The organism is Nocardia sp. NPDC003999, from assembly GCF_053604885.1.
Genome location: NZ_JBSGIB010000006.1, coordinates 241,401 through 267,119 on the forward strand (window position 1 = coordinate 241,401; position 25,719 = coordinate 267,119).

The window sequence follows — 25,719 nt, forward strand, 5'->3', positions numbered from 1 at the left end:
GCTATCGACGTCCAGGAGGGGTCGATCCGAATGAGTAATCCCGTATCGGGCGAACGAATCGCAGTCCGCCCTCCTACGGGTGGCGACGATCCGAACAAGATCGCCATGCTCGGCCTCACGTTCGACGATGTGCTGCTGCTGCCTGCCGCCTCGGATCTCATCCCCAGTTCTGTGGAAACCTCCAGCGTGCTGACCAGGGAGATCCGCCTGCGCACGCCGTTGGTCAGCTCGGCCATGGACACGGTCACCGAGGCGCGGATGGCCATCGCGATGGCGCGCGCGGGCGGCATGGGCGTGTTGCACCGCAACCTCTCGACGGCCGACCAGGCCGCCCAGGTGGAGACGGTCAAGCGGTCCGAGGCCGGTATGGTCACCGACCCGGTGACCTGTCGTCCGACCGACACTCTCGCCGAGGTCGACGCGATGTGCGCCAGGTTCCGCATCTCGGGTCTTCCCGTGGTGGACGAGACCGGTGCGCTTGTGGGCATCATCACCAATCGCGACATGCGTTTCGAGGTGGATCAGAACCGCCGCGTCGCCGACGTCATGACCAAAGCCCCCTTGATCACCGCGCAGGAGGGCGTCACCGCGGAAGCCGCGCTCGGACTGCTGCGCAGGCACAAGGTGGAGAAGCTGCCGATCGTCGACGGCAACGGGCGCCTGCGCGGCCTGATCACCGTCAAGGACTTCGTCAAGACCGACCAGTACCCCAACGCCACCAAGGACCGTGACGGCCGCCTGCTGGTCGGCGCCGCGGTCGGTGTCGGCGAGGACGCCTGGTCGCGGGCCATGACACTGGCCGACGCGGGCGTCGACGTGCTCGTGGTGGACACCGCGCACGGTCACCAGGTGCAGGTGCTGCAGATGGTGACCAAGGTCAAGGCCGAGGTCGGCGACCGGATCCAGGTGGTCGGCGGCAACGTGGCCACCCGCCAGGGCGCGGCCGCGCTCGTCGAGGCGGGCGCGGACGCGGTCAAGGTGGGCGTCGGCCCCGGCTCGATCTGCACCACCCGCGTGGTCGCCGGTGTCGGCGCGCCGCAGATCACCGCGATCCTGGAGGCGGTCGCCGTGTGCAAGCCGGCAGGTGTCCCGGTGATCGCCGATGGCGGCATCCAGTTCTCCGGCGACATCGCCAAGGCCATCGCGGCGGGCGCGTCCACGGTGATGCTCGGGTCGTTGCTCGCGGGCACGGCCGAGTCGCCGGGCGAGCTGATCCTGGTCGGCGGTAAGCAGTTCAAGAGCTATCGCGGTATGGGCTCGCTGGGCGCCATGCAGGGCCGCGGCCAGGCGAAGTCGTTCTCCAAGGACCGTTATTTCCAGGACGACGTGCTCGCCGAGGACAAGTTGGTCCCCGAGGGCATCGAGGGCAGAGTGCCGTTCCGCGGCCCGGTCAACCAGGTGATCCACCAGTTGGTCGGCGGTCTGCGCGCGGCCATGGGCTACACCGGCTCGCAGTCGATCGCGCATCTGCAGGAAGCCCAGTTCGTGCAGATCACCGCGGCGGGTCTCAAGGAGAGCCACCCGCACGACATCACCATGACCGTCGAGGCCCCTAACTACACCGGACGGGGTTAGCCCACTAGGTTCATGTACAGGACCAACCGGTCCGTGCATGATGGAGCTTGCCCACCGGCTGTGGCGGTGAGCGACCTGCGGCGAGTTGGCGGTTTTGTGCTGCCCACCTGCCCCCACAAGTAACCACTGGAGGCGCGAGTCTTACGAGCGCCCGTTCGCGGCCCGGCTCGCGTTCCAGCGGTCGAAGCGCATGCGCCGCAGGCGCGAGTCTCGACCGCTGGAACGCGAGCCATAAGGGGCCGCGAACACGCAGCGCCGCAGGCGCTGCAAATCAGACAAGGAGATTTCGCGTGCGCGACATGGTGGAGATCGGCATGGGCCGGACCGCCCGGCGTACCTACGAGCTGGACGACGTCGACATCGTCCCCTCGCGCCGGACCCGCTCGTCGAAGCAGGTCTCGCTGTCCTGGCAGCTGGACGCCTACCGCTTCGAGATCCCGTTTCTCGCGCACCCCACCGACGCCCTGGTGTCCCCGGAGTTCGCCGTCGAACTCGGCCGCCTCGGCGGGCTCGGCGTGATCAACGGCGAGGGACTGTGGGCGCGGCACGCGGATGTCGGCGCGAAGATCGACCAGTTGCTAGAGCTGGTCGGCAAGGGCGGTTACGAGCGCGCCGTGGCGTTGCTGCAGGAGTTGCACGCCGCGCCGATGCAGCCGGATCTGCTCGCCGCCGCGGTGGCGCAGGTCCGCGCCGCCGGCGTCACCGTGGCGGTGCGGGTGAGCCCGCAGAACGCCCGCACGCTCACCCCGGCGCTGCTGCAGGCGGGGATCGACCTGCTCGTGGTGCACGGCACGATCATCTCCGCCGAACATGTCGGCGACGGTGAGCCGCTGAACCTCAAGACCTTCATCGCCGACCTGGACGTGCCCGTGGTCGCAGGCGGCGTGAGCGATCACCGCACCGCGCTGCACCTGATGCGTACCGGAGCGGCGGGCGTGATCGTCGGCTACGGCTCCTACCCCGGCGCGACCACCACCGGCGAGGTACTCGGCATCGGCGTGCCGATGGCCACCGCGATCGCGGATGCCGCCGCCGCCCGCCGCGATTACCTGGACGAGACCGGCGGTCGCTATGTGCACGTCATCGCGGACGGCGACATCTCCACCTCCGGGCAGCTGGCCAAGGCGATCGCGTGTGGCGCGGACGCGGCCATGCTCGGCGTCCCGCTCGCCGTGGCCGCGGAGGCGCCGGGCCGCGGCTGGTACTGGCCGTCGGCGGCCGCGCACCCGTCGGTGCCGCGCGGGTCGATGCTGCACGTCGACGATCCGTGGGATCTCGGTGGCGAGCCGGTCGGCGACACGGTGCGCCCCAGCCTGGAGCGGGTGCTCTTCGGCCCGTCCGACGATCCGTTCGGTTCGCTGAATCTCGTCGGCGGCCTGCGTCGTTCGATGGCCAAGGCCGGTTACTCGGACCTCAAGGAGTTCCAGAAGGTGGGCCTGAGCGTACGCGCTTGAAGGTAGGCCTGAGCGTACTGCGGCGCACCCTCCCAGCCACCCGGCGATCACCGGAGAAGCGAGTCTTACGAGCGCCGTTCGCGGCCCGGCTCGCGTTCCAGCGGTCGAAGCGCATGCGCCGCAGGCGCTGCAAATCGACACAGCGTTCAGCGCACGCGGGTCGGTTTCGTTCGTGCGCGCAGGAACTGCTGGATCGCGTGGTTCACCGGCTCGGGGTGGGTCATCGTCACCGCGAGTCGGGCTTCGGCGATTTCGATGAAGGTCGCGCCGGACAGCCCGTGGGCCAGTTCCTGGGCGCGCTCGCGGTCCATGCCGCTGTGGGTGGGGTGGATCACCAAAGCGGGGCAAGCGATTTCGCGGAGGCGGTCCAGTACCGAATCCCGGCTGAGCAGGCAGCCCGCCGCCACCTCGATGCCGCGGCGGTCGCGCACCAGCCAGCGTTGGGTCCAGATCGAGCGGTACCACTCGTCGTCGCCGATCAGCCAGGAAGCCAGCTGGTGCACGGCTCGTTCGCGGGAGCCGTCGTCGTACCACTCGTCGAGGAATTTCTGCGTCGCGGTGGACTGCTCCGGGGTGGGACCGTGTGCTTCGGTGCTGATCAGGATCAGCGCGGAGACGCGTTCCGGTGCGATCAACGCTGTGCGCAGCGCCGTGAAACCCCCCTGCGCGGTGCCGCCGACGACGGCCCGCTCGGCGCCGAGATGATCCAGGACGGTCAGCGCGTCCCTGGCCGCGGTCCAATAGGTGAAGGGTAGGCCCTCGTCCCTGGTGCGGCCGTGGCCGCGTGCATCCCAGGAGACGATCCGGAATTCCGGTGCGAGAGCGGCCGTTTGGGCGGCGAACATGGTGCGGTCCATGAGGAACTCGTGCGCCAGCAGTACCACCGGGCCGTCCCCGCCGCTGTCCTCGTAGTGGATGTCGGCATCGATCGCGCGGGCGAAGGGCACGAGCAGAAGGATAACCAGCGAGCCGGGCCGCGGGTGACGATTCGGGCGGTCGGCTCGCCTCCCACACGGTGCCGCTGTGCCGATGATTCGCTCGTTTCGCCGCTCACTAAACTGGGCGAGTGGCACAAACCCAGAGACCGGTCCTCGTCGTCGACTTCGGAGCACAGTACGCCCAGCTGATCGCGCGGCGGGTTCGCGAGTCGAGCGTGTACTCGGAGGTGGTTCCGCACACCGCGACGGTGGAGGAGATCGCCGACAAGCAGCCGCTCGCGGTGATCCTGTCCGGTGGTCCGGCCAGCGTGTACGCCGAGGGCGCGCCGCGGCTGGATCCGCGGTTGTTCGATCTGGGGCTGCCGGTCTTCGGCATCTGCTACGGCTTCCAGGCGATGGCCCAGGCGCTGGGTGGAACGGTCGCGCACACCGGCACCCGTGAGTACGGACGCACCGAACTCAACATCGACGGTGGTTTGCTGCACGGCGGCCTGCCCACCATCCAGCCGGTGTGGATGAGCCACGGCGACGCGGTCACCGACGCGCCGGAGGGCTTCGAGGTCACCGGCACCAGCGCGGGCGCGCCGGTCGCCGCCTTCGAGGATCGCGCGCGCCGGTTGGCCGGTGTGCAGTACCACCCGGAAGTGCTGCATTCGCCGCACGGGCAGCAGGTGCTGAGCCGGTTCCTGCACGAACTCGCAGGCATCCCCTCCACCTGGACTCCGGCGAACATCGCCGATTCGCTGATCGCCTCGGTACGCGAGCAAATCGGTGACAAACACGCGATCTGCGGACTGTCCGGTGGGGTGGACAGCGCCGTCGCCGCCGCCCTGGTGCAGCGCGCCATCGGTGACCGGTTGACGTGTGTGTTCGTTGACCACGGCCTGCTGCGGGCGGGCGAGCGGGAGCAGGTGCAGCAGGATTTCGTCGCCGCGACCGGCGCCAAACTGGTGACCGTCGACGCGGTGGACAAGTTCCTCGGCGAGTTGAAGGGTGTGACCGATCCCGAGGAGAAGCGCAAGATCATCGGGCGGGAGTTCATCCGTTCCTTCGAGGACGCGGTGGGCGAGGCGGTGCTCGAGCACGGTGCGGCCGACGGCGAGACGCCGAAGGTCGAGTTCCTGGTGCAGGGCACGCTCTACCCGGACGTCGTGGAGTCCGGCGGCGGCAGCGGCACCGCGAACATCAAGAGTCATCACAATGTCGGCGGTCTGCCCGACGATCTGGAGTTCGAACTCGTAGAACCGTTGCGGTTGCTGTTCAAGGACGAGGTCCGCGCGGTCGGACGCGAGCTCGGGCTGCCGGAGGAAATCGTCGCTCGCCAGCCCTTCCCCGGTCCCGGTCTCGCCATCCGCATCGTCGGTGAAGTCACCGCCGACCGGTTGGAGACGCTGCGCAAGGCCGACGCCATCGCCCGCGAGGAACTGACGGCGGCCGGTCTGGACGCCCAGATCTGGCAGTGCCCGGTCGTGCTGCTCGCGGAGGTCCGCAGCGTCGGCGTGCAGGGCGACGGCCGCACCTACGGACACCCGATCGTGCTGCGCCCGGTCTCCAGCGAGGACGCCATGACCGCCGACTGGACCCGGTTGCCCTACGAGGTGCTGGAACGCATCTCCACCCGCATCACCAACGAGGTGGCGGAGGTCAATCGCGTGGTCTTGGACGTGACCAGCAAGCCGCCGGGCACCATCGAGTGGGAGTGAACTCCCGGCCGCCCAGCGGGCGGTGACTACTCGCCGCCGTCATCGCGTGCGAGATCAGCGGGGGCGGTGGAAAGCGCTGTACAGGATCACGCGGCCCAGAAGTACGCCGTTCGTGATGCCGGGTCTGGGATCGGGCGGTGTGGTCCGGGTGGTGGGTGGCGTCTGATCGGCGGGTTCGTCGCGCTTCATGCGGTTGTCCTGTCGTAGGAATGCGGCCCGGCTACGGCGGCGGTGGCTCGGGGCTGAACGCGAAACGGCCCGTCCAAGTGGACGGGCCGCACGCTCATCGTCGTCTGCGGGGGGAGATCACCAGCACGATGCCGATGACGATGGCGGCGAGCACGACGATCCAACCGATCGAGATCATGCCGGCCGCGGGCCAGGACGCCGGGCCGACGAAAGCCCACACGCTGATCGCGAGGGACAGCAGTCCCGCGATGAGCAGCGAGGCGGCGGGGCCGCGGCGGGAGTCGGTCGTCTCCTTCTTCTCGTTTTCAGCCACGCTGCACCTCCACGTTGCCGACGCGGACGTCGACGTTCAGATCGAGCACCGGCGCGCCGGGAGTACCGGGACCACTGATGCCCTCGGGGCAGAGGGCCTCGGCCATCGTCGCCGTGCACGTGGTGCGGACGGTCATGTCGGCGGGCAGCAGGATGTGGGCTTCGCCCATCCGGACGTCGATGTCCACGGTGCGGTTCTCGGTCAGTTTCAGCGACCGCAGGTCCAGCGTGCCGGTGCCCATGGTCAGCTTGTAGTTCTGGGCCAGATCGGCGGCGGAGGCGGGCGCCCAGGTGCGGTCGCCCAGTTGATCGGATTCGATCGGACCGATCGCGGAGGCGAGCAGGACGAACCCGGCGAGCGGCGCGGTGAGCACGAGCAAGCCGTAGCCGCGCCGCAGGAACGCGCCGACCACCAGGCCGAGGCCGATCACGGCCAGCGCCGCCGCGGCGATCCGGCCGGGGGTCATCCATTCCGCGCCCGAGGCCGCCGCCGCACCGGCACCCGCCGCCGCGAGGATGGCCAGGCCGATCACCACCGGCGTGAGGCGCGAGCGCGGACGCTTCTGCGGCGGGGCGACGACGGTGCGGGCCGGGGTGGGCTCCGGCAGGTCCCAGGCGAGTGGAGCTACGCCGAGCGGATCCCAGGACGGCGGGGTCGGGCCGCCGATGATCGCGGGCTGAGCGGCCGCGGGGCCACGCGAGCTCGGAGCGCGGCCCGGGGCCGGAGCGTCTTTGCCGAGTGAGATCGCAGCGTCGGACGATGACGGTCTCGTGCCTGGTCCGCTTTCGGCTCGATCGTCATGAGTCGAGTCCGATCCGGCCGAATCGGCTCGGTCGGTGTGAGTCGTGTCCGATCCGGCTCCGCCGACCGAATCGATCCGGCCGCTGCCGACCGCCGCCGGGCCGTCTTGATCGCCGACCGTGGCGGGCGAATCGGTCTGATCGGTGACCTGAGCGTCGGTTTCTCTCTCGTCGGCGACCGAACTCGTCGCTGATCCGGCAGCGGGCGCGGCGACGTTGTCCGGTACCACGGTCGCGTCATCGACGGCGGGCTTGTGCAGCGGGACCGTCGCGCCGTCCGCCGCAGGCGCGGACGTCTCCGGGACGTAGGAATCCGGCAGTTTGGTGTACGGCGTGTACACGGCGGTCGGCGGCACGTACAGATCACCGACCGTCCGGGTCGCTCCTTGCGGGAAGACCGCGCCGGGGTAGCCGGTGGCGTTGATTCCGCTCTCCGGGGCGAATCCGCCGAACACTTCGGTGGTCCCGGGTGGCGGGTTGGGGGTGCGCAGGTGCAGCATCCACCAGCCCGCCAGCATCAGGGCGAGGCTGATCAGGCCGGATCCGCCGAGACCGACACCGACCGGTCCCATCGTGCTGACCGCGATGGCCAGCGCCACGATCAACACGATGGTCTTGGTCTGCGACTGCGAGCTGTGGCCTTTGCCGACCAGCGACTCGGCCGCGGATGCCTGGTCGCCCGCCGCGCTCAGCAGTAGCCAGGCCAGCAGGTAGAGCACGATGCCCGCGCCGCCGAAGATCGTCGAGACGACGAACGCGACCCGAACCAGTACCGGATCGATCTCGTAGCGGCGCGCGAACCCCGCCGCGACGCCCGCGACGGGCCCCTGCTGCGGCAATCGGATCGGCCGGGTCTGCCATATCTGCTGGACCTGGTCGCCGAAGCTCGTTTTCGTCATGTTTCCCATGGTGTGCCGATCCGTGAATCGGCGCATCGGGGGGAACCCTGAAAACAGCCTGAACACTTTGGACCGATCCACCGATGCAGCAAACTTTCAGCTATGCACGGGTTCGATCGGGCCCGTCCGCGTCCGCCCTGGTCGGCGCGGGTGTGGTCGAGCAAGCGAGATCAGGGTGAATCCCGATGCTGGCAGCTTCGTCGCCGTGCCAGTATCGAAGACATGTACCCGTCTGTTCCCGCGTTCGACACCCGGGGGTTCGACGCTGCACGTGGGCTGGGTCCCGCGCCCGCGCCGGTCCCATGGCCGCCGCAGGCGCGGATCTTCCGCCGGTCGGGCGGCCGGGTCGTCGGCGGAGTGGCGGGCGGTCTGGCCGACCATCTCGGTGTCGACGTGTTCAAGGTGCGGATGGCGTTCGTGCTGCTGTCCGCGCTGGCCGGGGCGGGCATCGTCGCGTACGGGCTGCTGTGGATCTTCACGCCCGGTGGGTCGGATCAGGCGAAACCCTCCGGTACGGAGCGGCGGCAGGCGATCGGGCTCGCGATGCTCGGGCTCGGGCTCGCGATCGCCGTGTCCTGGGTGTTCAGCGGGACCGCGGCGAAGGTGATCGCGCCGATCATCGTGGTGGCGGTCGGCGCGGCGCTGGTGTGGCGGGAGTACGACGTCGACGGGCCGCGTTCGCTGCTCGGGCTGCCCGCGCGTCCATCGGTGGTCACCTGGTCGCGCATCGTCGCCGGTGCGACGCTGATCGTGGCCGGTCTGGGTGTGGTGGTGCTGGCCAGGATCAATTTGAGCTCGATCGGATCGGCGCTGCTGGCGGTGGCGGTCACGCTGATCGGTGCGGGACTGCTGACGGTTCCGCTGTGGCTGCGCATGATGCGCGCGCTGAACGCCGAGCGCGCCGCCCGCATCCGCAACGAGGAACGCGAGGAGATCGCCTCGCACCTGCACGATTCCGTGCTCCAGACACTCGCGCTCATCCAGCGTCAGGCCGACGACCCGCAGGAAGTGCTGCGGTTGGCCCGCAGCCAGGAGCGGGAACTGCGGAAATGGCTGTTCGAGGATTCCGGGCCCGCGCAGTCGAGCTTGGCCGCGGCCCTGCGGACCATCGCGGGCGAGGTGGAGGACCAGCACGGCGTGAAGGTGGCGCCGGTGACCGTCGGCGACGTATCGATGGACGTCGACGGCTCCGGATCGGGTCTGCCGAAGGAACACTTCACCGCCCTGCTCGGCGCGAGCAGGGAAGCGCTGGTCAACGCCGCGAAGCACGCGGGTGTCCCGGAGATCGATCTGTTCGCCGAGGTCGAGCCGCATCAGGTGAGCATCTTCGTCCGTGACCGCGGCTCCGGCTTCGACCTCGCGTCCGTGCCGGAGGATCGTCGCGGCCTGGCGAAGTCCATTCGCGGCCGGATCGAGCGCCGCGGCGGCCAGGTGGACATCCTGTCGACGCCGGGTCGCGGCACCGAGGTCCGAATCACCATGCCGCGGACCGATTCCGGCTGCGCCCCCTTGGACGAAGAGCCCGCTCCGGCCGCCCACTAGGCACGCGTTGCGCACCTGCCAGGACGAGACAGGCGTGTGGGGGACGAGTGTGGTACGGGTTGGGGGTCAAGGGTCGGTTAGGAGAAGTAGGTGACCGTGCGGGTCTTTCTCGTCGATGATCACGCCGTTTTTCGGTCGGGTGTGCGTGCTGAATTGAGCCGGGAGGCGGACATGGAGGTGGTCGGTGAGGCTGGCGGGGTCGCGGAGGCGGTAGCCGGGATCAATGCCGAGCGACCGGACGTCGTCCTGCTCGACGTGCACATGCCCGACGGCGGTGGGGTGGCGGTGCTGGCGGGTATCGAGCCGGGGCCGGTGTGCCTGGCGCTGAGCGTGTCCGACGCGGCCGAGGACGTGATCGCGGTGATCCGGGCCGGGGCCAGAGGGTATGTCACCAAGACGATTTCGGGAGCCGAGCTGGCCGACGGCATCCGCCGGGTGGCGGGCGGCGATGCGGTCTTCAGCCCGCGCTTGGCCGGTTTCGTCCTGGACTCGTTCACCGGAAGGTCCCCGGTACCCGAGCCGCCCTTGGATCCCGAACTCGACTCCCTGACCCCGCGTGAGCTCGAGGTCCTGCGCCTGCTCGCGCGCGGCTACACGTACCGCGAGATCGCCGAATCACTCTTCATCTCGGTCAAAACCGTGGAGACGCACGCCTCCAACGTCCTGCGCAAGACCCAGCAGTCCAACCGCAACGCCCTGACCCGATGGGCCCACCGTCGCCGCATCGACTGACTGCCGTTCGGCTCCGGGTGCCCGGACGTCAGAGGACGGCGACGATGATCCCGATGATGATGACCAGGCCGATCAGCAGGCCGACGGCGATGGCCAGGGGGGCGTTGCCGGGCTGAGAATTCCTGGTGCGCTGCGGGGGCGTGGCCGCGGCCGCTCCCGCGAGGTTGCGGTGCGGGCGGGGGAGCGGCGTGGAGTGCTGGCTGCGGATCCCGGATGCCGAATTGCGCGCGGCCCAGAACGGGATGGTTCCGTCCTCGGTGCGGACGGGCGCGCCCAGAATGTACGGTCCGGTGCCGGGACCGAAAGCGGCGGTGAGGATTTCGTCGCGCGCCTCGGCCATGGTTGGGCGGCGCTGCGGCGCGGGCTCCATCATGTGCAGCAGCGCCTGGGTGAGCATGCCGCTGCGGGTCGGCGGGATGATCTGCGCCATGGCGGCGCGGTGCACGATGACGTCGCTGTCCTCGTCGAAGCCGTACGGCGGCTGTCCTTCGATCGCGGTGTAGAGCGTGGCGCCCAGGGAGAACACGTCGCTGGCCTTGGTCGGTTGCGCTCCGCGCGCGACCTCGGGGGGCAGGTAGGAGGGGGTGCCGGTGATCACGCCGTCCGGTTCGTCGAGCAGGTCGCCCGCGCCGCTGGAGATGCCGAAGTCGCTGAGTTTCGCCATGCCCACGCCGGTGCCACGGTCGGCGACGAGGATGTTGCCCGGCTTGATATCCCGGTGCACGATGCCGACCGCGTGCGCGGCGGCCAGCGCGTCGGCGACCTGGGCGCCGATCTGCGCGACCTCGATCGGCGGCAGCGTATCGACCAGCGCGAGCGCCTTCGCGACACTGCGCGACGGCAGGTGCTCCATCACCAGCCAGGGCTCACCGGCCTCGAGCACCACGTCGTACACGGCGATCGCGTGGTCGTGCGAGAGTTTCGCGGCGACCCGGCCCTCGTGCATGATCTGGTTGCGGACCGCCTCGGCTTCGGCCTCATCGAGCCCGGCCGTGGTGAGCACCTGCTTGATCGCGACGTCCCGGTCGAGCAGGCGGTCGTGCGCCAGCCATACCGCGCCCATGCCGCCGCCACCCAGCTTCGACTGGAGGCGGTAGCGGCCTGCGACGAGATATTGGGGGCCGACAGTAGGACGAGCGCGTTCGGTCACGGGTGCAGGGTAGCGGAAAATGGGGCTAGCTGGCCTGATTCGTGTTCGCGCATAGGCGGACATGAGGCACTGGTATGTGTCACGCCCGCTCTCGGTTCGAATGTGTGCCCCACACCATACCGATGAACCGGTGCCGGGCGTGGTAGCCGGGCGCGCGCCGGATCCGGTCCCGATGTGTCTTGCGGCGGGGCAGGGGGAAGCTGCGGCGAGGTTGCCCGGCGGCGGTCGCCGGGCGGAGCCGACGGCCAGGCGGCCTCGCCTGCGGAGGGCGCCGCGGGTGCGAAACGAGGGCTGTCGCGGATCGCTCGCACTCCATCTCGTGTCGACACCCGCGTGCTGGACCTGCACAGATTCCACTCGAAGCCGGATCGGACCCGCGTGACCGCGACACGAGGCTGCCGAACCCTTGACGGAAACCCGGGGGTCGGTTTCTACTGTGTCGGTATCGAACGTATATTCGATACGAATCGATAGCTGAGTCGGTGCTGGCGCTCGAATGGAGGGTCGCTCCGCATGCTTCGCCTCGGGTCCATCGCGGGAAGTAGGTGGTTGAGATGGGTTCGGATGCGATCTCGCAGGGAGGGGTGAATCGGGGCGCGCCGGCGCGACGCGGTGGTGGGCGGGAAGGTACCCCATCCCTCACTGAGCTGCGTAGCCGCATGGCTGCGGTGCCGGGTCGCGGTGAATCGGCAGCACAGCGGGCTCCGCTCGGAGACGGGGCGCGCCGAGCGGCATTGCCGGTGCCCACGGCTCTCGCACCGTTGTTGCCGGATGGTGGCTTGGTCAAGGGCTCCGTGGTGGCGTACACGGGAGCGAGTTCGTTGCTGGCCGGTCTGCTCGCCGCGGTGACCGAGGGCGGTGGGCACGCCGCGGTGGTGGGCATGCCCCGGCTCGGTCTGCTCGCCGCGGTGGAGATGGGGGCGCAGTTGCGGCGGCTGGCCGTGATCGCCGATCCCGGCCCCGACCCGGTGGAAGTGGCCGCGGTGCTGCTCGACGGGCTCGATCTGGTCGTACTCGGACTCGGGGGCGCCGCCGTCGCGCCCGCTCGCAGCCGGGTGATCGCCGCCCGCGCCCGCAACAAGGGCGCCACCCTGGTGGTCGCCGACGGTCGCTGGCCCGGCGCGTCCCTCCAGCTCGATGCCCGCATCGCGGGGTATGCCGGTCTCGGCCGCGGGCGCGGACGCTTGCGTTCGCTCGGTTTGACGGTCGAAGTGCGCGGCAAGGCGGGACCGCCACGGCGTGGGCGGCTGGATTTGTGCCCGAATGCGGGGCGCGTGGAATGGGTGCTGCGCGAAAAGGCGGCTCCGCCGGTCGAAGCCGTCGACACACAGGAGGCGGTGTCGTGAGTGCCGCGGCCCGCGGTGCGGCGCCGTGATCCGGCCGGGAGCCAAGCGGGTGCTCGCCCTGTGGTGCCCGGACTGGCCCGCGGTCGCCGCGGCGGCGGTGGCAGGCCTGCCCGCGACACGGCCGGTGGCGGTGCTGTTCGCCAACCGGGTGGTGGCCTGTTCGGCGATCGCGCGAGCCGAAGGGGTGCGCCGCGGTTTGAAGCGCAGGGAGGCGCAGGCACGCTGCCCCGAGCTGTTCCTCGCGCAACAGGATCAGGATCGGGACGCGCGACTGTTCGAACCGCTGGTCGCCGCGGTGGCCGCGACGGTGCCCGGTATGGAGGTGCTGCGCCCCGGCCTGCTCGTGCTCGGCGCGCGCGGCGCGGCGCGGTTCTTCGGATCCGAGGAGGCGGCAGCCGAGCGCCTGGTCGACGCGGTGGCAGCGGCCGGGGCGGAAGCGCAGATCGGGATCGCCGACGAGCTGTCCACGGCGGTGATCGCCGCCCGCCGCGCCGCGATCGTGCCCGCGGGGGAGGGGGCACGGTTTCTCGCACCGCTACCGGTGGGGGAACTCGCGGTCGAACCGAGCCTGGCCGCCCCGGAACGCGCCGATCTGGTCGATCTGCTGCACCGCTTGGGGCTACGCAGGATCGGCGATTTCGCCGTGCTCTCCGCGGCGGAGGTCGCCTCCCGGTTCGGCACCGACGCCGTGCTCGCGCATCGCTGTGCCAGGGCCGAGCCGGAGCGTCCGCCGTCCGCGCGGCAGCCACCGCCGGATCTGGTGGTGGAGTACCGCTGTGATCCGCCGATCGAGCGGGTAGACGCGGCCGCCTTCGCCGGTCGCCTGCTCGCCACCCGGCTGCACAGCGCGCTCGCGGATGCCGGGCTGGCCTGCACCAGGCTTTCGGTGTACGCGGAAACTGCGGCGGGGGAACATCTTTCGCGAATCTGGCGCTGCGCCGAGCCGCTCACGCCGGAGGGCACGGCGGATCGGGTGCGCTGGCAGCTGGACGGCTGGCTCACCCGGCGCGACGGTGCGCGGCCCACCGCGCCGATCACCGTGCTGCGGCTGGAACCGGTCGAGGTGGTCACGGCGGGCGCGCTGCAGCTCGGCTTATGGGGCGGGGACGGGGAAGAGGACGAACGCGCCCGCCGCGCGCTCATCCGAGTGCAGGGTCTGCTCGGCGGGGAAGCGGTGCGTGTCGGCGTGCTGAGCGGCGGACGCGGCCCCGCCGAACGAATCACCATGGTCACGCTGGGTGACGAACTCGTCCCCGCCGCCGACCCCGCGCAGCCATGGCCGGGCCGGCTGCCCGAGCCCGCCCCCGCCGTGATCCTGATGAACCGTCCGCTGGTGCGACTGGAAGCCGCCGACGGCGCGCCCGTCAAGGTCACCGACCGCGCCCTGTTCGACGCCGACCCCGCGCTGTTGCGCTGGGGGAGCAAACAGTGGCGGCTCATCGGCTGGGCCGGCCCGTGGCCGGTGGACGAACGCTGGTGGGCCCCCGATGTGGACGACGCGGAATTCACTGCCCGCGCACAGGTCCAACTCGACGACGCCCCCGCCGCCAGCCGGGTGCTGCTGCTGGTCTATCACGACGAAACCTGGCACGCCGAAGGGATTTACGGCTGAGAGGCTTCATTCCGGGCGCGACCACACGGTCGCCAACGTGAACGGATGTCCGCGCAGGGCGGCCCATTTCGGTTTGCGGGCCAGCCACGCGTCGTCGACCAGTGCCTCGGCTACCTCGGTGAGGACCCAGCCCGCGGCCAAACCGGCCGACAGGTGCTCGCTGACCAAGTGCAGGTGGGTGCTGATCGCCACCGGTTCGCCGGAAGGGTCGGTGTAGTGCGTCGGCATTCCGGAAACCATGATGAATTGCGGGTGGTAGCTGACCAGTACGCAGCGCGCGCCCGGTGCGGCCAGCCGCCACGCCTCCGCGTAGAACGGCGCCAGCTCCGGTAGGTGCTCATCGATCAGCGACGCGATCACCAGGTCGTAGGCGCCTTCCGGCAGACCGGTGGCTCGCACGTCCGCTCGGGTCAGCGTGGTGTGGGCGCCGCGCTCGGCCGCCAACGCCAGCATCCCCTGGCTCACGTCGACGCCGTCGATGTGCGGTATTCCGCGGTCTCGCAACCAGGTTCCGGTTCGCCCGGTGCCGCAGCCGAGGTCGGCCGCGCGCCGCACCCGGCCGAGGTCCAGCCGTAGTCGCCCGAGCAGAGCGAGATCCATCTCGTCCAGGACGGTCTGTTCGTAGGTGGGGGCCCAACCGTCGTACCCCGTGGCCACGTCGACGGTGCGGTAGTCGCGGCGATCGAAATCGGCGAAGGAGGGCATGCGGCGAGTATTGCTCCGAGTTCGCCCACGCGCCAGGGATTTTTCGCGCCGGTCGAAACACCAATGTGGGCAACGAACTTCGCGATGGCGCGGGTATCGGACCTGGTAAGTGCCGTTCGAACTGCGTTTTCGCCGTTGGGTGATCAGCGATACACCACGCCGGGGTATGGCATGACTGCCGGTATCCTCCTATGTCGTGGATCTGACGCTTGGCCAGGTGACATTCGGAGACGTGCGGATCGCCTATCGGGATTCGGGGGTGGGTGCGGTCAGCGACATCCCTGTGCTGCTCGTGCACGGCATGGGCGGCGACGGGTACACCTGGGACCGGTTCGCGCGTGTTCTCGTGCGATCCGGACGCCGCGTGATCATCCCCGATCTCCGCGGACACGGCCGTAGCTCACACACCGATTCCTATCTCTTCGACGAGTTCGGCGACGATCTGCTGCGCCTGTGCGACCACCTGGAACTGCCCGTGGTGGATCTGGTCGGGCATTCGCTCGGCGGTTACGCGGTGTCGCGCGTCGCGCAGGAGCGCCCGGAACTGGTGCGCAGGCTGGTCATCGAGGAATGCCCGCTCCCGCTGCGGTCCGGCGCCGAGGAATTGCGCCTGACCCGCCGGTTTCCCACCGCGCCCGAACTGTGGCACGCCACTTCCAGCCTGGTCCGGCACCCGCGCGCGGTGCTCGCCTTCGACCGCTCCATGACGAAGACCGCGCTGGAGCAGTTCCGTAAGCCGAACCCGGAGTGGTGGGACCGACTCTCCGACATCACCGCGCCCACCTTGGTGTTGTGCGGCGGACCGGGCGGCATGGTCGATCCGGAGAAACTCGCCATCCTGCAAGAAAGCATCACCGACTGCACGGTGACCACCTTCACCTGCGGCCACAGCATCCACCGCGACCGCTACTTCGACTTCGCCGCAACCGTCCGCCCATTCCTGGCGGGTTGAACCGCGAGTGGCACATGGTTGTGCCGGTCACGGACGCCTTACCAGTGCGTGCCGGGGACCCAGCGGGCGGCGCGGCGTAGGGCCGTGCCGGTGAGGCGGCGTGTGGTTGATCGGGGGCGGGGCTGGGGGTGTGGTTCGGCCGGTTCTTCGGGGGTGGTCGACTCGCCTTTGGCTGCGGGGGAGTCGGGTAGCGCGCGGTAGTAGCGGTGTAGGACGCGGTCGCGGATCTTCGGGGTGAGCAGCGCGCCGTATTCGGCGATGGTGCCCAAAGGCACGTCGATGCGCTTGGGCCGTTCGGTCAGGGCGCGCACGATGGTCGCGGCCGCCCACTCGGGCGACTCGGCGGGGCCCTGGTCGCCGCTCGGGGTGATCATGGGCGTGCGCACCAGCGGCATGTGGATGGTGGTGAACGTGACGCCGTCCGCCATGGTCTCGACGGCTGCCACCTCGGTGAACTTGTCCAGTGCCGCCTTGCTGGCCAGATATGCCGAGAACCGCGGCGTGGCCACCTGCACGCCCGCGCTGCTGATGTTGACGACGTGCCCGAACTTGCGTTCCCGCATCTGCGGCAGCAGGGCCAGCGTCAGCCGCAGCGCGCCGAAGTAGTTGACGGCCATGGTGCGTTCGAAGTCGTGCAACCGGTCGGTGGAGCGGTGGATGGCGCGGCGGATGGAGCGGCCGGCGTTGTTCACCAGCATGTCCACGTGACCGTGTTCGTCCAGGACGGTTTTGATCACCTGGTCGACGGAATCGGAATCGGTGATGTCGCAGGAGTACCCGTAGGCCGAGCCGCCCGCCGCCCTGATCTCGTCGACGACCGCGGCGAGTTCCTCACCACGGCGCGCGAGCAGGAACACGGTGGCGCCCTTGCCTGCGACCGCGAGCGCGGCCGCCCGCCCGATCCCGGAGGATGCCCCGGTGATGAGGACATGCCGCCCGGTGAGGTCGCGGTTGTGGCGCCGGCGGCGGGCGGGCTCAGCGGGGGCGTCGGTCATCGCTGCTGCTCCTTTGCAGGTCTGGTGGCCATGAACTTACTCCAAAGTAAGTTCCCTGCCAAGTGCTCTCGGTCGCATCCGGGATCGGCCGCCCCCGGTCGTCGCGGCGTGTCGCGCCGGTGCGGCCTGCCGGTTCGAGAACCGCACGCGGCCTGGGGATTTGCGAATGCGCGAAACGGATCGAACAACTCTCGAAACGTTCGAACATATGTGCGATACTCAGCGCATGTCGGACGATCGGATGGCGGAGGTGTTTGCCGCGGTGCGGCTCGGTGGCGTCGACCCCGCGGCGGGGCGACGGGCGTTGGAAAAGCTCTGGGACGAACTCGGCGAACACGGCGGGGTGTTGCAGCGCTGCGTGGTCGCACATCATCTCGCCGATCTCCAGGAGGAGCCCGCCGAGGCGCTGCGCTGGGATCAGCGCGCGCTGGCCGCGGTGTTCGGGCCCGGTGTGCCGCTCGATGAAGGCCTGCGCGGCTTCTTGCCGTCGCTCTACTTGAACCTGGCCGACAGTCATCGCCGGGTCGGCGAGTTCGAAGTGGCCAGGATGCAGTTGGCCATCGCGCGCGGGCATCTCGACGTCCTCGCCTCCGATGCCTACGGCGCGCTCATCCGGACTCGTCTGAAAGGTGTCGAGGCTGCTCTGTCCGCCGGTTCCGTGGAGCGTCTCCGGGCGTCCTGACCTGCCTGTACATCGTCCGTCTTCGAATGTATGTTCGAGACGAGGAGGTGAGTCGTGGGCTGGGGAAACGGTCCGCCCAGCTGGGCGGAGATGGAGCGGGTGCTGTCCGGGCGGCCGAGCCCCGATGTGACGTATCCGGGCGACGGCGGCGACAGTCCGGCGTGGTCGCGTAAGCGCGGCGAGTACCGGCCCGAGCCGGTGCGCCCTGTCGATGAACCGACGGTCCCGTACGCGGAGCTGCACGCGCATTCGGCCTACAGCTTCCTGGACGGTGCGAGCCAGCCGGAGGAACTGGTGGAGGAGGCGGTGCGGCTCGGCCTGACGGCGATCGCGCTCACCGACCACGACGGCTTCTACGGCACCGTCCGTTTCGCCGAGGCGGCCAAGGAATGGGGCATGCCCACCGTCTTCGGAGCCGAACTGTCGCTCGGCACGGCACTCGAACCACACGTGCCGGGCGCCGTGCGCGGGCACGCCGCCGCCCCCGACTCGGCGCCGCGCACCGGCGCGCCGGACCCGGCCGGGCCGCACCTGCTGGTGCTGGCCCGCGGCCAAGAGGGCTACCGCAGGCTTTCCCGAGAGATCGCCGCCGCGCACATGGCCGCAGGGGAGAAGGGCATCCTGCGCTACGACCTCGACACGCTCACCGCGGCGGCCGAGGGGCACTGGCACATCCTGACCGGATGCCGGAAGGGTCACCTGCGCCAGGCGCTCGAACTCGACTCGCGCGCGGGCAGCACCCGGCTCGAGCGTTCGGAAGCCGCGTTGCGGGAACTCACCGACCGCTTCGGCGCCGATCGGGTGAGCGTGGAACTCACCCATCACGGCATCCCGGAGGACGACGAGCGCAACGCTCATCTCATCGCCCTGGCCGATCGTCTCGGCCTCCCGGTGCTCGCCACCACCGGAGCGCATTTCGCCGCACCGAGCGGGCGTCGCCGAGCCATGGCGCTCGCGGCGATCCGGGCCAGGCAGAGCTTGGACGAGATAGCGGGCTGGCTGGCCCCTGCGGGCGGTGCGCACCTGCGGTCCGGGGCGGAGATGGCGCGGTTGTTCGCCGACTGCCCGCAGGCGGTGGCGAACGCGGCGGCCCTGGCTCGCGAATGCGCCTTCGACCTGCAGTTGATCGCTCCGAACCTGCCGCCCTTCGACGTGCCCGCCGGACACGACGAGCAGTCCTGGCTGCGCGAACTCGCCATGGCGGGCGCCGCGGCGCGCTACGGGACTCCCCAGGAGAACCCGGAGGCCTACCGGCAGATCGAGCACGAGCTCGCGGTGATCAACGACCTGGAATTCCCCGGTTACTTCCTGGTGGTGCACGACATCGTCAGCTTCTGCAAGGACAACGACATCCTCTGCCAGGGCCGCGGGTCGGCGGCCAACTCCGCGGTCTGCTACGCGATCGGCATCACCAATGTCGACCCGGTGCGCAACCACTTGCTGTTCGAGCGTTTCCTCTCCCCGGAGCGCGACGGCCCGCCGGACATCGACGTCGACATCGAATCCGATCGCAGAGAAGAGGCGATCCAACACGTCTACCGCAAGTACGGCCGCGAATACGCCGCGCAGGTGGCCAATGTGATCACCTATCGCGGCAAGTCCGCGGTGCGCGATGCCGCACGGGCGCTGGGCTTCTCGCCCGGCCAGCAGGACGCGTGGAGCAAGCAGGTGAGCCGCTGGACCGGCGTGGGCGCGGAGACGAACACCGACATCCCCGCCGAGGTGCTGGAACTGGCCGCCGATATCGAGGGGCTGCCGCGGCATCTCGGCATCCATTCCGGCGGCATGGTGATCTGCGACCGGCCGATCGCCGACGTCTGCCCGGTGGAATGGGCGCGCATGTCCGGCCGCAGCGTCCTGCAGTGGGACAAGGACGATTGCGCGGCCATCGATCTGGTGAAGTTCGACATGCTCGGCCTCGGCATGCTCTCCGCGCTGCACTACATGATCGACCTGGTGCGCGAGCACGAAGGCGAGACCGTCGAGTTGCACGCGCTCGACCTGGCCGAACCCGAGGTCTACGAGATGCTTTCGCGCGCGGACTCGGTCGGTGTCTTCCAGGTGGAGTCGCGTGCGCAGATGGCCACCCTGCCCCGGCTGCGCCCGCGCAGCTTCTACGACCTGGTGGTCGAGGTGGCGCTGATCCGCCCCGGCCCGATCCAGGGCGGGTCGGTGCATCCCTATATCCGCAGGCGCAACGGGGCCGAGGACGTCGTCTACGACCATCCGGCGCTGAAGAATTCGCTGGAACGCACGCTCGGCGTGCCGCTGTTCCAAGAGCAGCTCATGCAGATGGCCGTCGACGTCGCCGGATTCACCGCCGTGGAGGCCGATCAGCTGCGCCGCGCCATGGGCTCCAAGCGGTCACCGGAGCGCATGGAACGTCTCAAAGCGCGGCTCTACCAGGGCATGCGGGAGCGGCACGGCATCACCGGCGAGGTCGCCGACCGTATCTACGAGAAGCTCTACGCCTTCGCGAATTTCGGCTTTCCCGAGAGTCATTCGCAGAGCTTCGCCTCGATCGTCTACTACTCGGCCTGGTTCAAACTGCATCATCCCGCCGCCTTCTGCGCGGGTCTGCTGCGCGCCCAGCCGATGGGGTTCTACTCGCCGCAATCACTGGTCGCCGACGCGCGCAGGCACGGGGTCGTGGTGCACGGTCCCGACGTCAACGCCAGCCGCGCCGAGCCCACCCTCGAGGCGAAGGGCACCGAAGTGCGCCTCGGTCTCGCCGCGATCCGCCAGATCGGCGACGACCTCGCCGAGCGCATCGTCGCCGCCAGGGGCGAGCGACCTTACACGTCTTTCCTCGACCTGACCGGCCGGGTGGAACTCACTGTCGCGCAAGCGGAATCGCTCGCCACGGCGGGCGCGCTCGGCAGCCTGGGCAGCGCCCGCCGGGAAGCGCTCTGGGCGGCGGGCGCCGCCGCGGGTGAGCGCCCGGACCGGTTGCCCGGCACCGGCGCGTCCACCACCGCGCCCGTCCTGCCCGGGATGAGCGATCTGGAGACGGCCGCCGCCGACGTCTGGGCCACGGGCGTTTCGCCGGGCAGTTACCCGACGCAGTTCCTGCGCTCCCACCTGGACGCCCTCGGCGTCATACCCGCCTCCGGCCTGCGCACCGTGCCCGACGGCTCGCGGGTCCTGGTGGGCGGCGCGGTGACGCATCGGCAGCGTCCCGCGACCGCGGAGGGCATCACCTTTCTCAATCTGGAAGACGAAACCGGCATGGTGAACATCGTCTGCTCGCTGGGGCTGTGGCGGCGCTACCGGCGACTGGCCCAAGGCGCGGCCGCGCTGCTCATCCGCGGGCGGGTGCAGAATGCCGAGGGCGTGGTCAGCGTGGTCGCCGAACATCTGCAGCGCATGGATCTGCGGATGGCGTCCAAATCGCGCGACTTCCGTTGAGCCGGTTGCTTTAAGGAAGTGTTAGAAGCGTTCTAGAGAACCGTTATGCGCGGCTTTTCGCGCAGTGCGAACGGCTACTGTGCCAGGCATGAGGAAGCTTGCTGTGCTGTGCGTCGGCGCGCTGGGGTTGATCTTGCTCACCGGCTGCGGTGACGACAACGCGGCACCCGCTCGGGATCGGACGCCGACGATCGTCACCGGGCCGGGACCCGCGGCTCCCGCGCTCGTGCCCCCGGGGCTGCACGAGCAGGCGCCGCCCAAGCGGGAGGACAACTCCGGCGCCGAACCGACGTCCACCCGCAAGGAGGTGGTCACCGGCAGCGTCGAGATCACCGCGGACGCGCCGGTCACCGCGGCGGGCACGATCATCGACCAGGTGCGCGCCGCGGGCGGCCGAGTCGACAGCCGCACCGAGCAGCCCGGCACCGACGACACCGAGCCAAGCGCCACGCTCGTCGTCCGACTGCCCGCGGACAAGACCGACGCGTTCATCGCGGGCCTCGGCGGGGTCGGACAGATCACCCGGGTCACCACCAATCGCGACGACGTCACCATGCACTGGGAGGACCTGGACGCGCGGATCAAGGCACTGCAAGCCTCGGTCGACCGGCTGCGCGGACTCATCGCGGGCGCCACCACCACCTCCGACCTGATCGCCGCCGAGCAGGCGCTGTCCAGCCGCCAGGGTGAGCTGGACAGCCTCACCGCGCAGAAGCGCAGGCTCGACGACCAGGTCGCCCTGTCCACGCTGACCATCGACGTCACCACCGATCACAAGAACTCCGGCGACGACCCCGACAACTTCTGGGACGGCATCGTCTCCGGCTGGAACTCGCTGGTGGACTGGCTGCAGGACGCGATGGTGTTCAGCGGCAAAGCGATTCCGTGGCTGGGCTTCCTCGCGGTGGTAGCCGCCGTGCTGTGGGGGATCGTGCGCCTGGTGCGGCGGCGCAAGCCCACGCCTGGTGCGGGAGAATCGGCACCGGAGCCGGTGAGCAGCGCCTCGGATGGCGCGGAGACCAGCGCAGGAGGCAAGAGTGCCGACGGTGGTAAGGGCGACGATCAAGCCGAACAGCCGTAAGGGACCGCTGGTGGAGACCCTCGACGACGGGAGCCTGCAACTGTACGTGCGGGCTCCCGCCGTCGAAGGCAAGGCCAACAAGGCCGCCATCGAGTTGCTCGCAGGCCACTACGGAGTCCCCAAGTCCGCCGTCCGGCTGACGGCGGGTGCGACCTCCCGCTTCAAACGATTCGAAATCGACATGCCTTGACGTCGCCGCCGCAGCTCAAATGCCGCCGGGGAATCCGAGTTGGCGCCATGCTTCGTAGACGGTCACCGCGGCCGCGTTGGAAAGGTTCATGGAGCGGCGACCGGGCAGCATCGGGATGCGCAGCCGGTCGGTGATGCGCGGATCGGCCAGCACCTCCGCGGGCAGGCCGGTGGGTTCGGTGCCGAACAGCAGCACGTCGTTCTCGCGATAGGCCACGTCCGTGAACCGAGTGGTGCCCTGGGTGGTGAACGCGAAAACTCGCTCCGGGCGCAGTACCTCCCATGCCGCCGCCAGATTCGGGTGCACCGTCACCGACGCCAGATCGTGGTAGTCCAACCCGGCCCTGCGCAACTTCGGCTCCGACAGATCGAATCCCAACGGCTCGATCAGATGCAGATGACACCCGGTCCCCGCGACCAACCGGATCGCGTTGCCGGTATTCGGCGGAATGCACGGCTCATGGAACATCAGATGGAACACGACGCATCAGTCAACCAGGTCACCGGAGCCGTCCGCCCGCACCCCACACGAGTGGCACACCGCCGCGGGGAGTACTCGCGATTCGCCGCAGCCATGCGCCACTCGTCGACCACCGGACCGGTCTGCAAGAATCGGGAAGGTGACCGATGCCGATACGCCTATCGCCCGGGCCGGACGCCGCGGTTCGGGAGCGGAGTTCTTGCGTTCTCATCTGCCGATGGTCGTCGTGACGCTGGTCATCGTGGTGGCGGTGGTGTTCGTGGCGTCCGATCGTTGGCGGCGCGGGACGTTCTTCTTCGGCGGTGCGACGCTGCTGGCGGCGGCATTCCGGCTATGCCTGCCGACTACCCGGGTGGGGCTGCTGGCGGTGCGCAGCAAGCCGTTCGACGTCGGCGCGCTGACGCTGCTGGGGTCGAGCATCCTGTTCCTCGCGGCCACGATCAACACGCTCGGCGTCGGCTGAGGGCGGGCGACCCAGCGATGGCCGGGTCGCCCTTGTGCTCAGCGGGCAGCGGCGAATCGCTCGGCGAAGACCGTCCGCTCGCGCGGACGACGCCCCGGGTGCGGAGGGGCGGCGTCGCTGTAGCCGATGGTGACCAGTACCGCGATGGCGAGATCTGCCCGGTCGCCGATACCGATGGCCTGCTTCACCGACTCCGCGTCCCAGCCGTTCATCGGCGCCGAGGCCAAGCCGAGCCCGGTCGCCGCGAGCATCGCGTAGGTGGCCGCGATCATCGCGTTCTTGACGGCGTTCTCCCGCAGCAGTCCGCGCTGTTCCAGCGCCAAATACTCGGCGCGTGTGTCGAACATGGCGGTGAACTCGGCGTTCCACGCGCCGTTGCGACCGGCTAGTTCGGCGATGTCGGCGTTGCGGTCTCGCCAGGCGGCGGCGTCGGCGACGAAGACCAGCACCACCGGCGCCTCCCTCGGCTGCGGCTGGCCGAACGCCGCCTCCGACAGCGCGGCGCGGCCGGATTCGCTGGTCACCACCACGATCGACCGGTCCTGCATATTCCATGCGCTCGGCGCTTGCATCGTCAGCTCGAGCAACTCTTCGATCAGTTCGGGTGCCACCGGGTCGGGGCGATAGTGCCGCACCGTGCGACGTCCACGGATCGCATCGGCTACCGAAAGTGTCTTTGTCTCCATATTTCTAACTATCGGAGAGTCACACTCCAATGGGAAGAAGGCACTATTTGGTGCGCTACACTCTAATAGGTGCCCACTTATATAGAAGGTTCCGGCCTACCCGCCGACGTGTACTCCGCCAAGTGCCCCACGCGGGAGATCCTCGACCACATCGCGGGGAAATGGACGGTCCTGATCATCGACGCGCTCGCCGACGGCACCATGCGCTACACCGATCTGCGCCACCGTATCGATGGCATCTCCCAGAAGATGCTGACGCAGACGTTGCGGCAACTGGAGAGCGACGGTTTCGTCACGCGCACAGTGCATCCCACGATCCCGCCACGAGTCGACTACACGCTGACAGGGCTGGGGCACAGTCTGCGCACGCCGATAGCGGCGCTGCGGGAGTGGATCGAAACCAACATCAACCACATCGAAGCGGCGCGGCGAGCCGCAGCGCTCTGAGAGTGGACGGCATCACGGCGCGAGGTACCGATCAGTGCGGGCGCGAGGGGAAGTGGACCCTTGTCAGCGTTCGGGGCGCACACCGGCGCGGGCCAGGCGCATGGTCTCGGTCAGCAGTTTGGACACCGCCGCCGCCTCGGTGAGGAATCCGTCGTGCCCGTCGCGGGAGTGCACGATCTCCAGTCCGTCGCATCCGGGCAGCAGATCGGCGAGTTCCTGCTGGGTCCGCAGCGGATAGAGCCGGTCGGAGTCGACGCCGCCGACCACGCACGGCACCGGCGTCGCCGAGAGCGCCGCCTCGATGCCGCCCCGGCCGCGGCCGACGTCGTGGCGGTTCATCGCCTCGGTCAGCAGCACATAGGTGGCGGGATCGAAACGCTTGCAGAGCTTTTCGGCCTGATGGTCCAGGTAGCTCTGCACCGCGTAGCGTCCGCCGTTCCACGGGTCCTCGTCGCCCTGCGGCTTGTTCTCGAACCGGTGATCCAGCTCGAACTCGGTGCGGTAGGTCAGGTGCGCGATCCGCCGGGCCAGCGCCATCCCCGTCGTCGGGGCGCGGCCGGTGCCGTGATAGTCGCCGCCCTGCCAGTCCGGATCGGACGTGATCGCCGCGATCTGGGTGGTCTGGGTGCCGATCTGATCGGCGGTGGCGCGGGCTCCGACCGCGAGCACCAGCGCCGCGGCGACCCGATCCGGTGCGCCGACCATCCACTCGAGCACCCGCATACCGCCCATCGACCCGCCGACCACGGCCGCGAGCCGCTCGACACCGAGCAGGTCGAGCAGAGCGGCTTCGGCGGTCACCTGATCGCGGATGGAGATCTCGGGAAAACGCGAGCCCCACGGCTTTCCGTCCGGAGCGGCAGTGGACGGCCCGGTGCTGCCCTTGCAGCCGCCGAGCACGTTCGTCGCGAGCACACACCATTCGTCGGTGTCCAGCGGCGCGCCGGGACCGACCATGCCGTCCCACCAGCCGGGCAGCGGGTGCACGCCGTCGGGCTTGCCGACGACGTGCGAGTCGCCGGTCAGCGCGTGTTCGACCAGCACGATGTTGTCCATGCCGGGGGAGAGCTCACCCCAGCGTTGTACCGCGAGGTGGACGTCCGGGATGACCGCGCCGTTCTCCAGCCGCACGTCTCCGATGGCGATGGTGCCGAGCTGTCCATCCGGGGGCGGCAGGGCGATGCCGGAGGTCCGCGCGATCGGTTCGGTGTTCACGGTCATGTCGCCGCCCCCGCGAAACCGGCGGGCGGAGGATCCGGGAGGAAGCGCACGACCCCGAACTCGGCACCACGGCTGTGCGGGGCCGACTGCGCCGGGCCTCGCTCGGCCCCGGGCGCGGTGAATTCACTCATGGTTTGCTCCCAAGCAGGTGTTCGC

The 25,719-nt window shown here is 69.6% G+C and carries 24 protein-coding genes; 14 read left to right on the plus strand and 10 right to left on the minus strand.

From position 1 onward, the window contains the following. Positions 1 to 30 precede the first annotated feature (30 nt). Together guaB and ACWESM_RS15860 are read left to right on the plus strand one after the other, a co-directional pair. A complete protein-coding gene (gene guaB / locus ACWESM_RS15855; protein WP_355076308.1) occupies positions 31 to 1,575 on the plus strand; it encodes an IMP dehydrogenase in 1,545 nt (514 codons plus the stop codon). Between the two features lie 290 nt (positions 1,576 to 1,865). Continuing rightward, the gene (locus ACWESM_RS15860; protein WP_355081654.1) at positions 1,866 to 3,029 is read left to right on the plus strand and encodes a GuaB3 family IMP dehydrogenase-related protein; all 1,164 of its coding nucleotides are present in this window, start codon (positions 1,866 to 1,868) and stop codon (positions 3,027 to 3,029) included. Positions 3,030 to 3,175: 146 nt separating this feature from the next. Here ACWESM_RS15860 and ACWESM_RS15865 read toward each other — a convergent pair whose 3' ends face one another. After that, positions 3,176 to 3,976, minus strand: a complete 801-nt coding sequence (locus ACWESM_RS15865) for an alpha/beta fold hydrolase (RefSeq protein WP_355078982.1) — start codon at positions 3,974 to 3,976, stop codon at positions 3,176 to 3,178. 119 nt (positions 3,977 to 4,095) lie between these two features. Between ACWESM_RS15865 and guaA the strand changes: the two genes are divergently transcribed. Next, entirely contained in the window at positions 4,096 to 5,670 is a 1,575-nt protein-coding gene (guaA, locus tag ACWESM_RS15870) for a glutamine-hydrolyzing GMP synthase (RefSeq protein ID WP_355078984.1), read from the plus strand. 54 nt (positions 5,671 to 5,724) lie between these two features. Here guaA and ACWESM_RS15875 read toward each other — a convergent pair whose 3' ends face one another. The 3 genes from ACWESM_RS15875 to ACWESM_RS15885 form a co-directional block, all read right to left on the minus strand. After that, positions 5,725 to 5,859 carry a hypothetical protein gene (locus ACWESM_RS15875; RefSeq protein WP_355078986.1) on the minus strand — a complete coding sequence of 45 codons (135 nt, stop codon included), beginning with the start codon at positions 5,857 to 5,859 and terminating at the stop codon, positions 5,725 to 5,727. Between the two features lie 94 nt (positions 5,860 to 5,953). Then, positions 5,954 to 6,172: a hypothetical protein gene (locus ACWESM_RS15880; RefSeq protein WP_355078988.1), complete on the minus strand. Its 219-nt coding sequence runs from the start codon at positions 6,170 to 6,172 to the stop codon at positions 5,954 to 5,956. After that, positions 6,165 to 7,871 carry a PspC domain-containing protein gene (locus ACWESM_RS15885; RefSeq protein WP_452492306.1) on the minus strand — a complete coding sequence of 569 codons (1,707 nt, stop codon included), beginning with the start codon at positions 7,869 to 7,871 and terminating at the stop codon, positions 6,165 to 6,167. Before ACWESM_RS15885 ends, ACWESM_RS15880 begins: the two co-directional genes overlap by 8 nt. Before the next feature lie 222 nt (positions 7,872 to 8,093). Here ACWESM_RS15885 and ACWESM_RS15890 point away from each other — a divergent pair, with 222 nt between their 5' ends. Together ACWESM_RS15890 and ACWESM_RS15895 are read left to right on the plus strand one after the other, a co-directional pair. Further along, complete coding sequence (locus tag ACWESM_RS15890; protein ID WP_355078992.1) at positions 8,094 to 9,413, plus strand: PspC domain-containing protein; 1,320 nt, start codon at positions 8,094 to 8,096, stop codon at positions 9,411 to 9,413. 96 nt (positions 9,414 to 9,509) lie between these two features. After that, complete coding sequence (locus ACWESM_RS15895) at positions 9,510 to 10,145, plus strand: response regulator (RefSeq protein ID WP_157111826.1); 636 nt, start codon at positions 9,510 to 9,512, stop codon at positions 10,143 to 10,145. A 28-nt stretch (positions 10,146 to 10,173) separates the two neighbouring features. Here the strand turns inward: ACWESM_RS15895 and ACWESM_RS15900 are convergent, their stop codons facing one another. After that, positions 10,174 to 11,295: a serine/threonine-protein kinase gene (locus tag ACWESM_RS15900; protein WP_355078994.1), complete on the minus strand. Its 1,122-nt coding sequence runs from the start codon at positions 11,293 to 11,295 to the stop codon at positions 10,174 to 10,176. A 554-nt stretch (positions 11,296 to 11,849) separates the two neighbouring features. On the opposite strand from ACWESM_RS15900, the gene ACWESM_RS15905 reads away from it, so the two are divergent. Beyond that, positions 11,850 to 12,641, plus strand: a complete 792-nt coding sequence (locus ACWESM_RS15905; protein WP_397277165.1) for a hypothetical protein — start codon at positions 11,850 to 11,852, stop codon at positions 12,639 to 12,641. Positions 12,642 to 12,666: 25 nt separating this feature from the next. Next, a complete protein-coding gene (locus ACWESM_RS15910; RefSeq protein ID WP_452492308.1) occupies positions 12,667 to 14,253 on the plus strand; it encodes a DNA polymerase Y family protein in 1,587 nt (528 codons plus the stop codon). 6 nt (positions 14,254 to 14,259) lie between these two features. On the opposite strand, the gene ACWESM_RS15915 is transcribed toward ACWESM_RS15910, so the two are convergent. After that, a complete protein-coding gene (locus tag ACWESM_RS15915; protein ID WP_364437833.1) occupies positions 14,260 to 14,958 on the minus strand; it encodes a class I SAM-dependent DNA methyltransferase in 699 nt (232 codons plus the stop codon). Between the two features lie 196 nt (positions 14,959 to 15,154). On the opposite strand from ACWESM_RS15915, the gene ACWESM_RS15920 reads away from it, so the two are divergent. Further along, on the plus strand, positions 15,155 to 15,910 hold the full coding sequence (locus tag ACWESM_RS15920) for an alpha/beta fold hydrolase (protein ID WP_355079002.1): 756 nt from the start codon (positions 15,155 to 15,157) through the stop codon (positions 15,908 to 15,910). 38 nt (positions 15,911 to 15,948) lie between these two features. Here the strand turns inward: ACWESM_RS15920 and ACWESM_RS15925 are convergent, their stop codons facing one another. After that, positions 15,949 to 16,905, minus strand: coding sequence for an SDR family NAD(P)-dependent oxidoreductase (locus ACWESM_RS15925; protein WP_355079004.1), 957 nt, complete (start codon positions 16,903 to 16,905; stop codon positions 15,949 to 15,951). 226 nt (positions 16,906 to 17,131) lie between these two features. Here ACWESM_RS15925 and ACWESM_RS15930 point away from each other — a divergent pair, with 226 nt between their 5' ends. The 4 genes from ACWESM_RS15930 (at position 17,132) to ACWESM_RS15945 (ending at position 22,266) form a co-directional block, all read left to right on the plus strand. After that, positions 17,132 to 17,587: a hypothetical protein gene (locus tag ACWESM_RS15930; protein WP_356964698.1), complete on the plus strand. Its 456-nt coding sequence runs from the start codon at positions 17,132 to 17,134 to the stop codon at positions 17,585 to 17,587. Positions 17,588 to 17,641: 54 nt separating this feature from the next. After that, positions 17,642 to 20,995, plus strand: coding sequence for an error-prone DNA polymerase (locus ACWESM_RS15935; RefSeq protein WP_364437828.1), 3,354 nt, complete (start codon positions 17,642 to 17,644; stop codon positions 20,993 to 20,995). An 88-nt stretch (positions 20,996 to 21,083) separates the two neighbouring features. After that, a complete protein-coding gene (locus tag ACWESM_RS15940; protein ID WP_364437825.1) occupies positions 21,084 to 22,076 on the plus strand; it encodes a DUF4349 domain-containing protein in 993 nt (330 codons plus the stop codon). Next, a complete protein-coding gene (locus ACWESM_RS15945; RefSeq protein WP_364437822.1) occupies positions 22,033 to 22,266 on the plus strand; it encodes a DUF167 domain-containing protein in 234 nt (77 codons plus the stop codon). The genes ACWESM_RS15940 and ACWESM_RS15945 overlap by 44 nt, the downstream gene beginning before the upstream one ends. Before the next feature lie 15 nt (positions 22,267 to 22,281). Here ACWESM_RS15945 and ACWESM_RS15950 read toward each other — a convergent pair whose 3' ends face one another. Next, on the minus strand, positions 22,282 to 22,746 hold the full coding sequence (locus ACWESM_RS15950) for a tRNA (cytidine(34)-2'-O)-methyltransferase (protein ID WP_355079013.1): 465 nt from the start codon (positions 22,744 to 22,746) through the stop codon (positions 22,282 to 22,284). Positions 22,747 to 22,963: 217 nt separating this feature from the next. Between ACWESM_RS15950 and ACWESM_RS15955 the strand changes: the two genes are divergently transcribed. Next, entirely contained in the window at positions 22,964 to 23,209 is a 246-nt protein-coding gene (locus tag ACWESM_RS15955; protein WP_355079114.1) for a DUF3017 domain-containing protein, read from the plus strand. Positions 23,210 to 23,247: 38 nt separating this feature from the next. Here ACWESM_RS15955 and ACWESM_RS15960 read toward each other — a convergent pair whose 3' ends face one another. Next, positions 23,248 to 23,895 carry a nitroreductase family protein gene (locus ACWESM_RS15960; protein WP_355079015.1) on the minus strand — a complete coding sequence of 216 codons (648 nt, stop codon included), beginning with the start codon at positions 23,893 to 23,895 and terminating at the stop codon, positions 23,248 to 23,250. Between the two features lie 69 nt (positions 23,896 to 23,964). Between ACWESM_RS15960 and ACWESM_RS15965 the strand changes: the two genes are divergently transcribed. Beyond that, positions 23,965 to 24,342: a winged helix-turn-helix transcriptional regulator gene (locus ACWESM_RS15965; protein ID WP_452492312.1), complete on the plus strand. Its 378-nt coding sequence runs from the start codon at positions 23,965 to 23,967 to the stop codon at positions 24,340 to 24,342. Between the two features lie 63 nt (positions 24,343 to 24,405). Here the strand turns inward: ACWESM_RS15965 and metX are convergent, their stop codons facing one another. Then, on the minus strand, positions 24,406 to 25,563 hold the full coding sequence (gene metX / locus ACWESM_RS15970; RefSeq protein WP_397277174.1) for a homoserine O-acetyltransferase MetX: 1,158 nt from the start codon (positions 25,561 to 25,563) through the stop codon (positions 24,406 to 24,408). Positions 25,564 to 25,719: the final 156 nt, after the last annotated feature.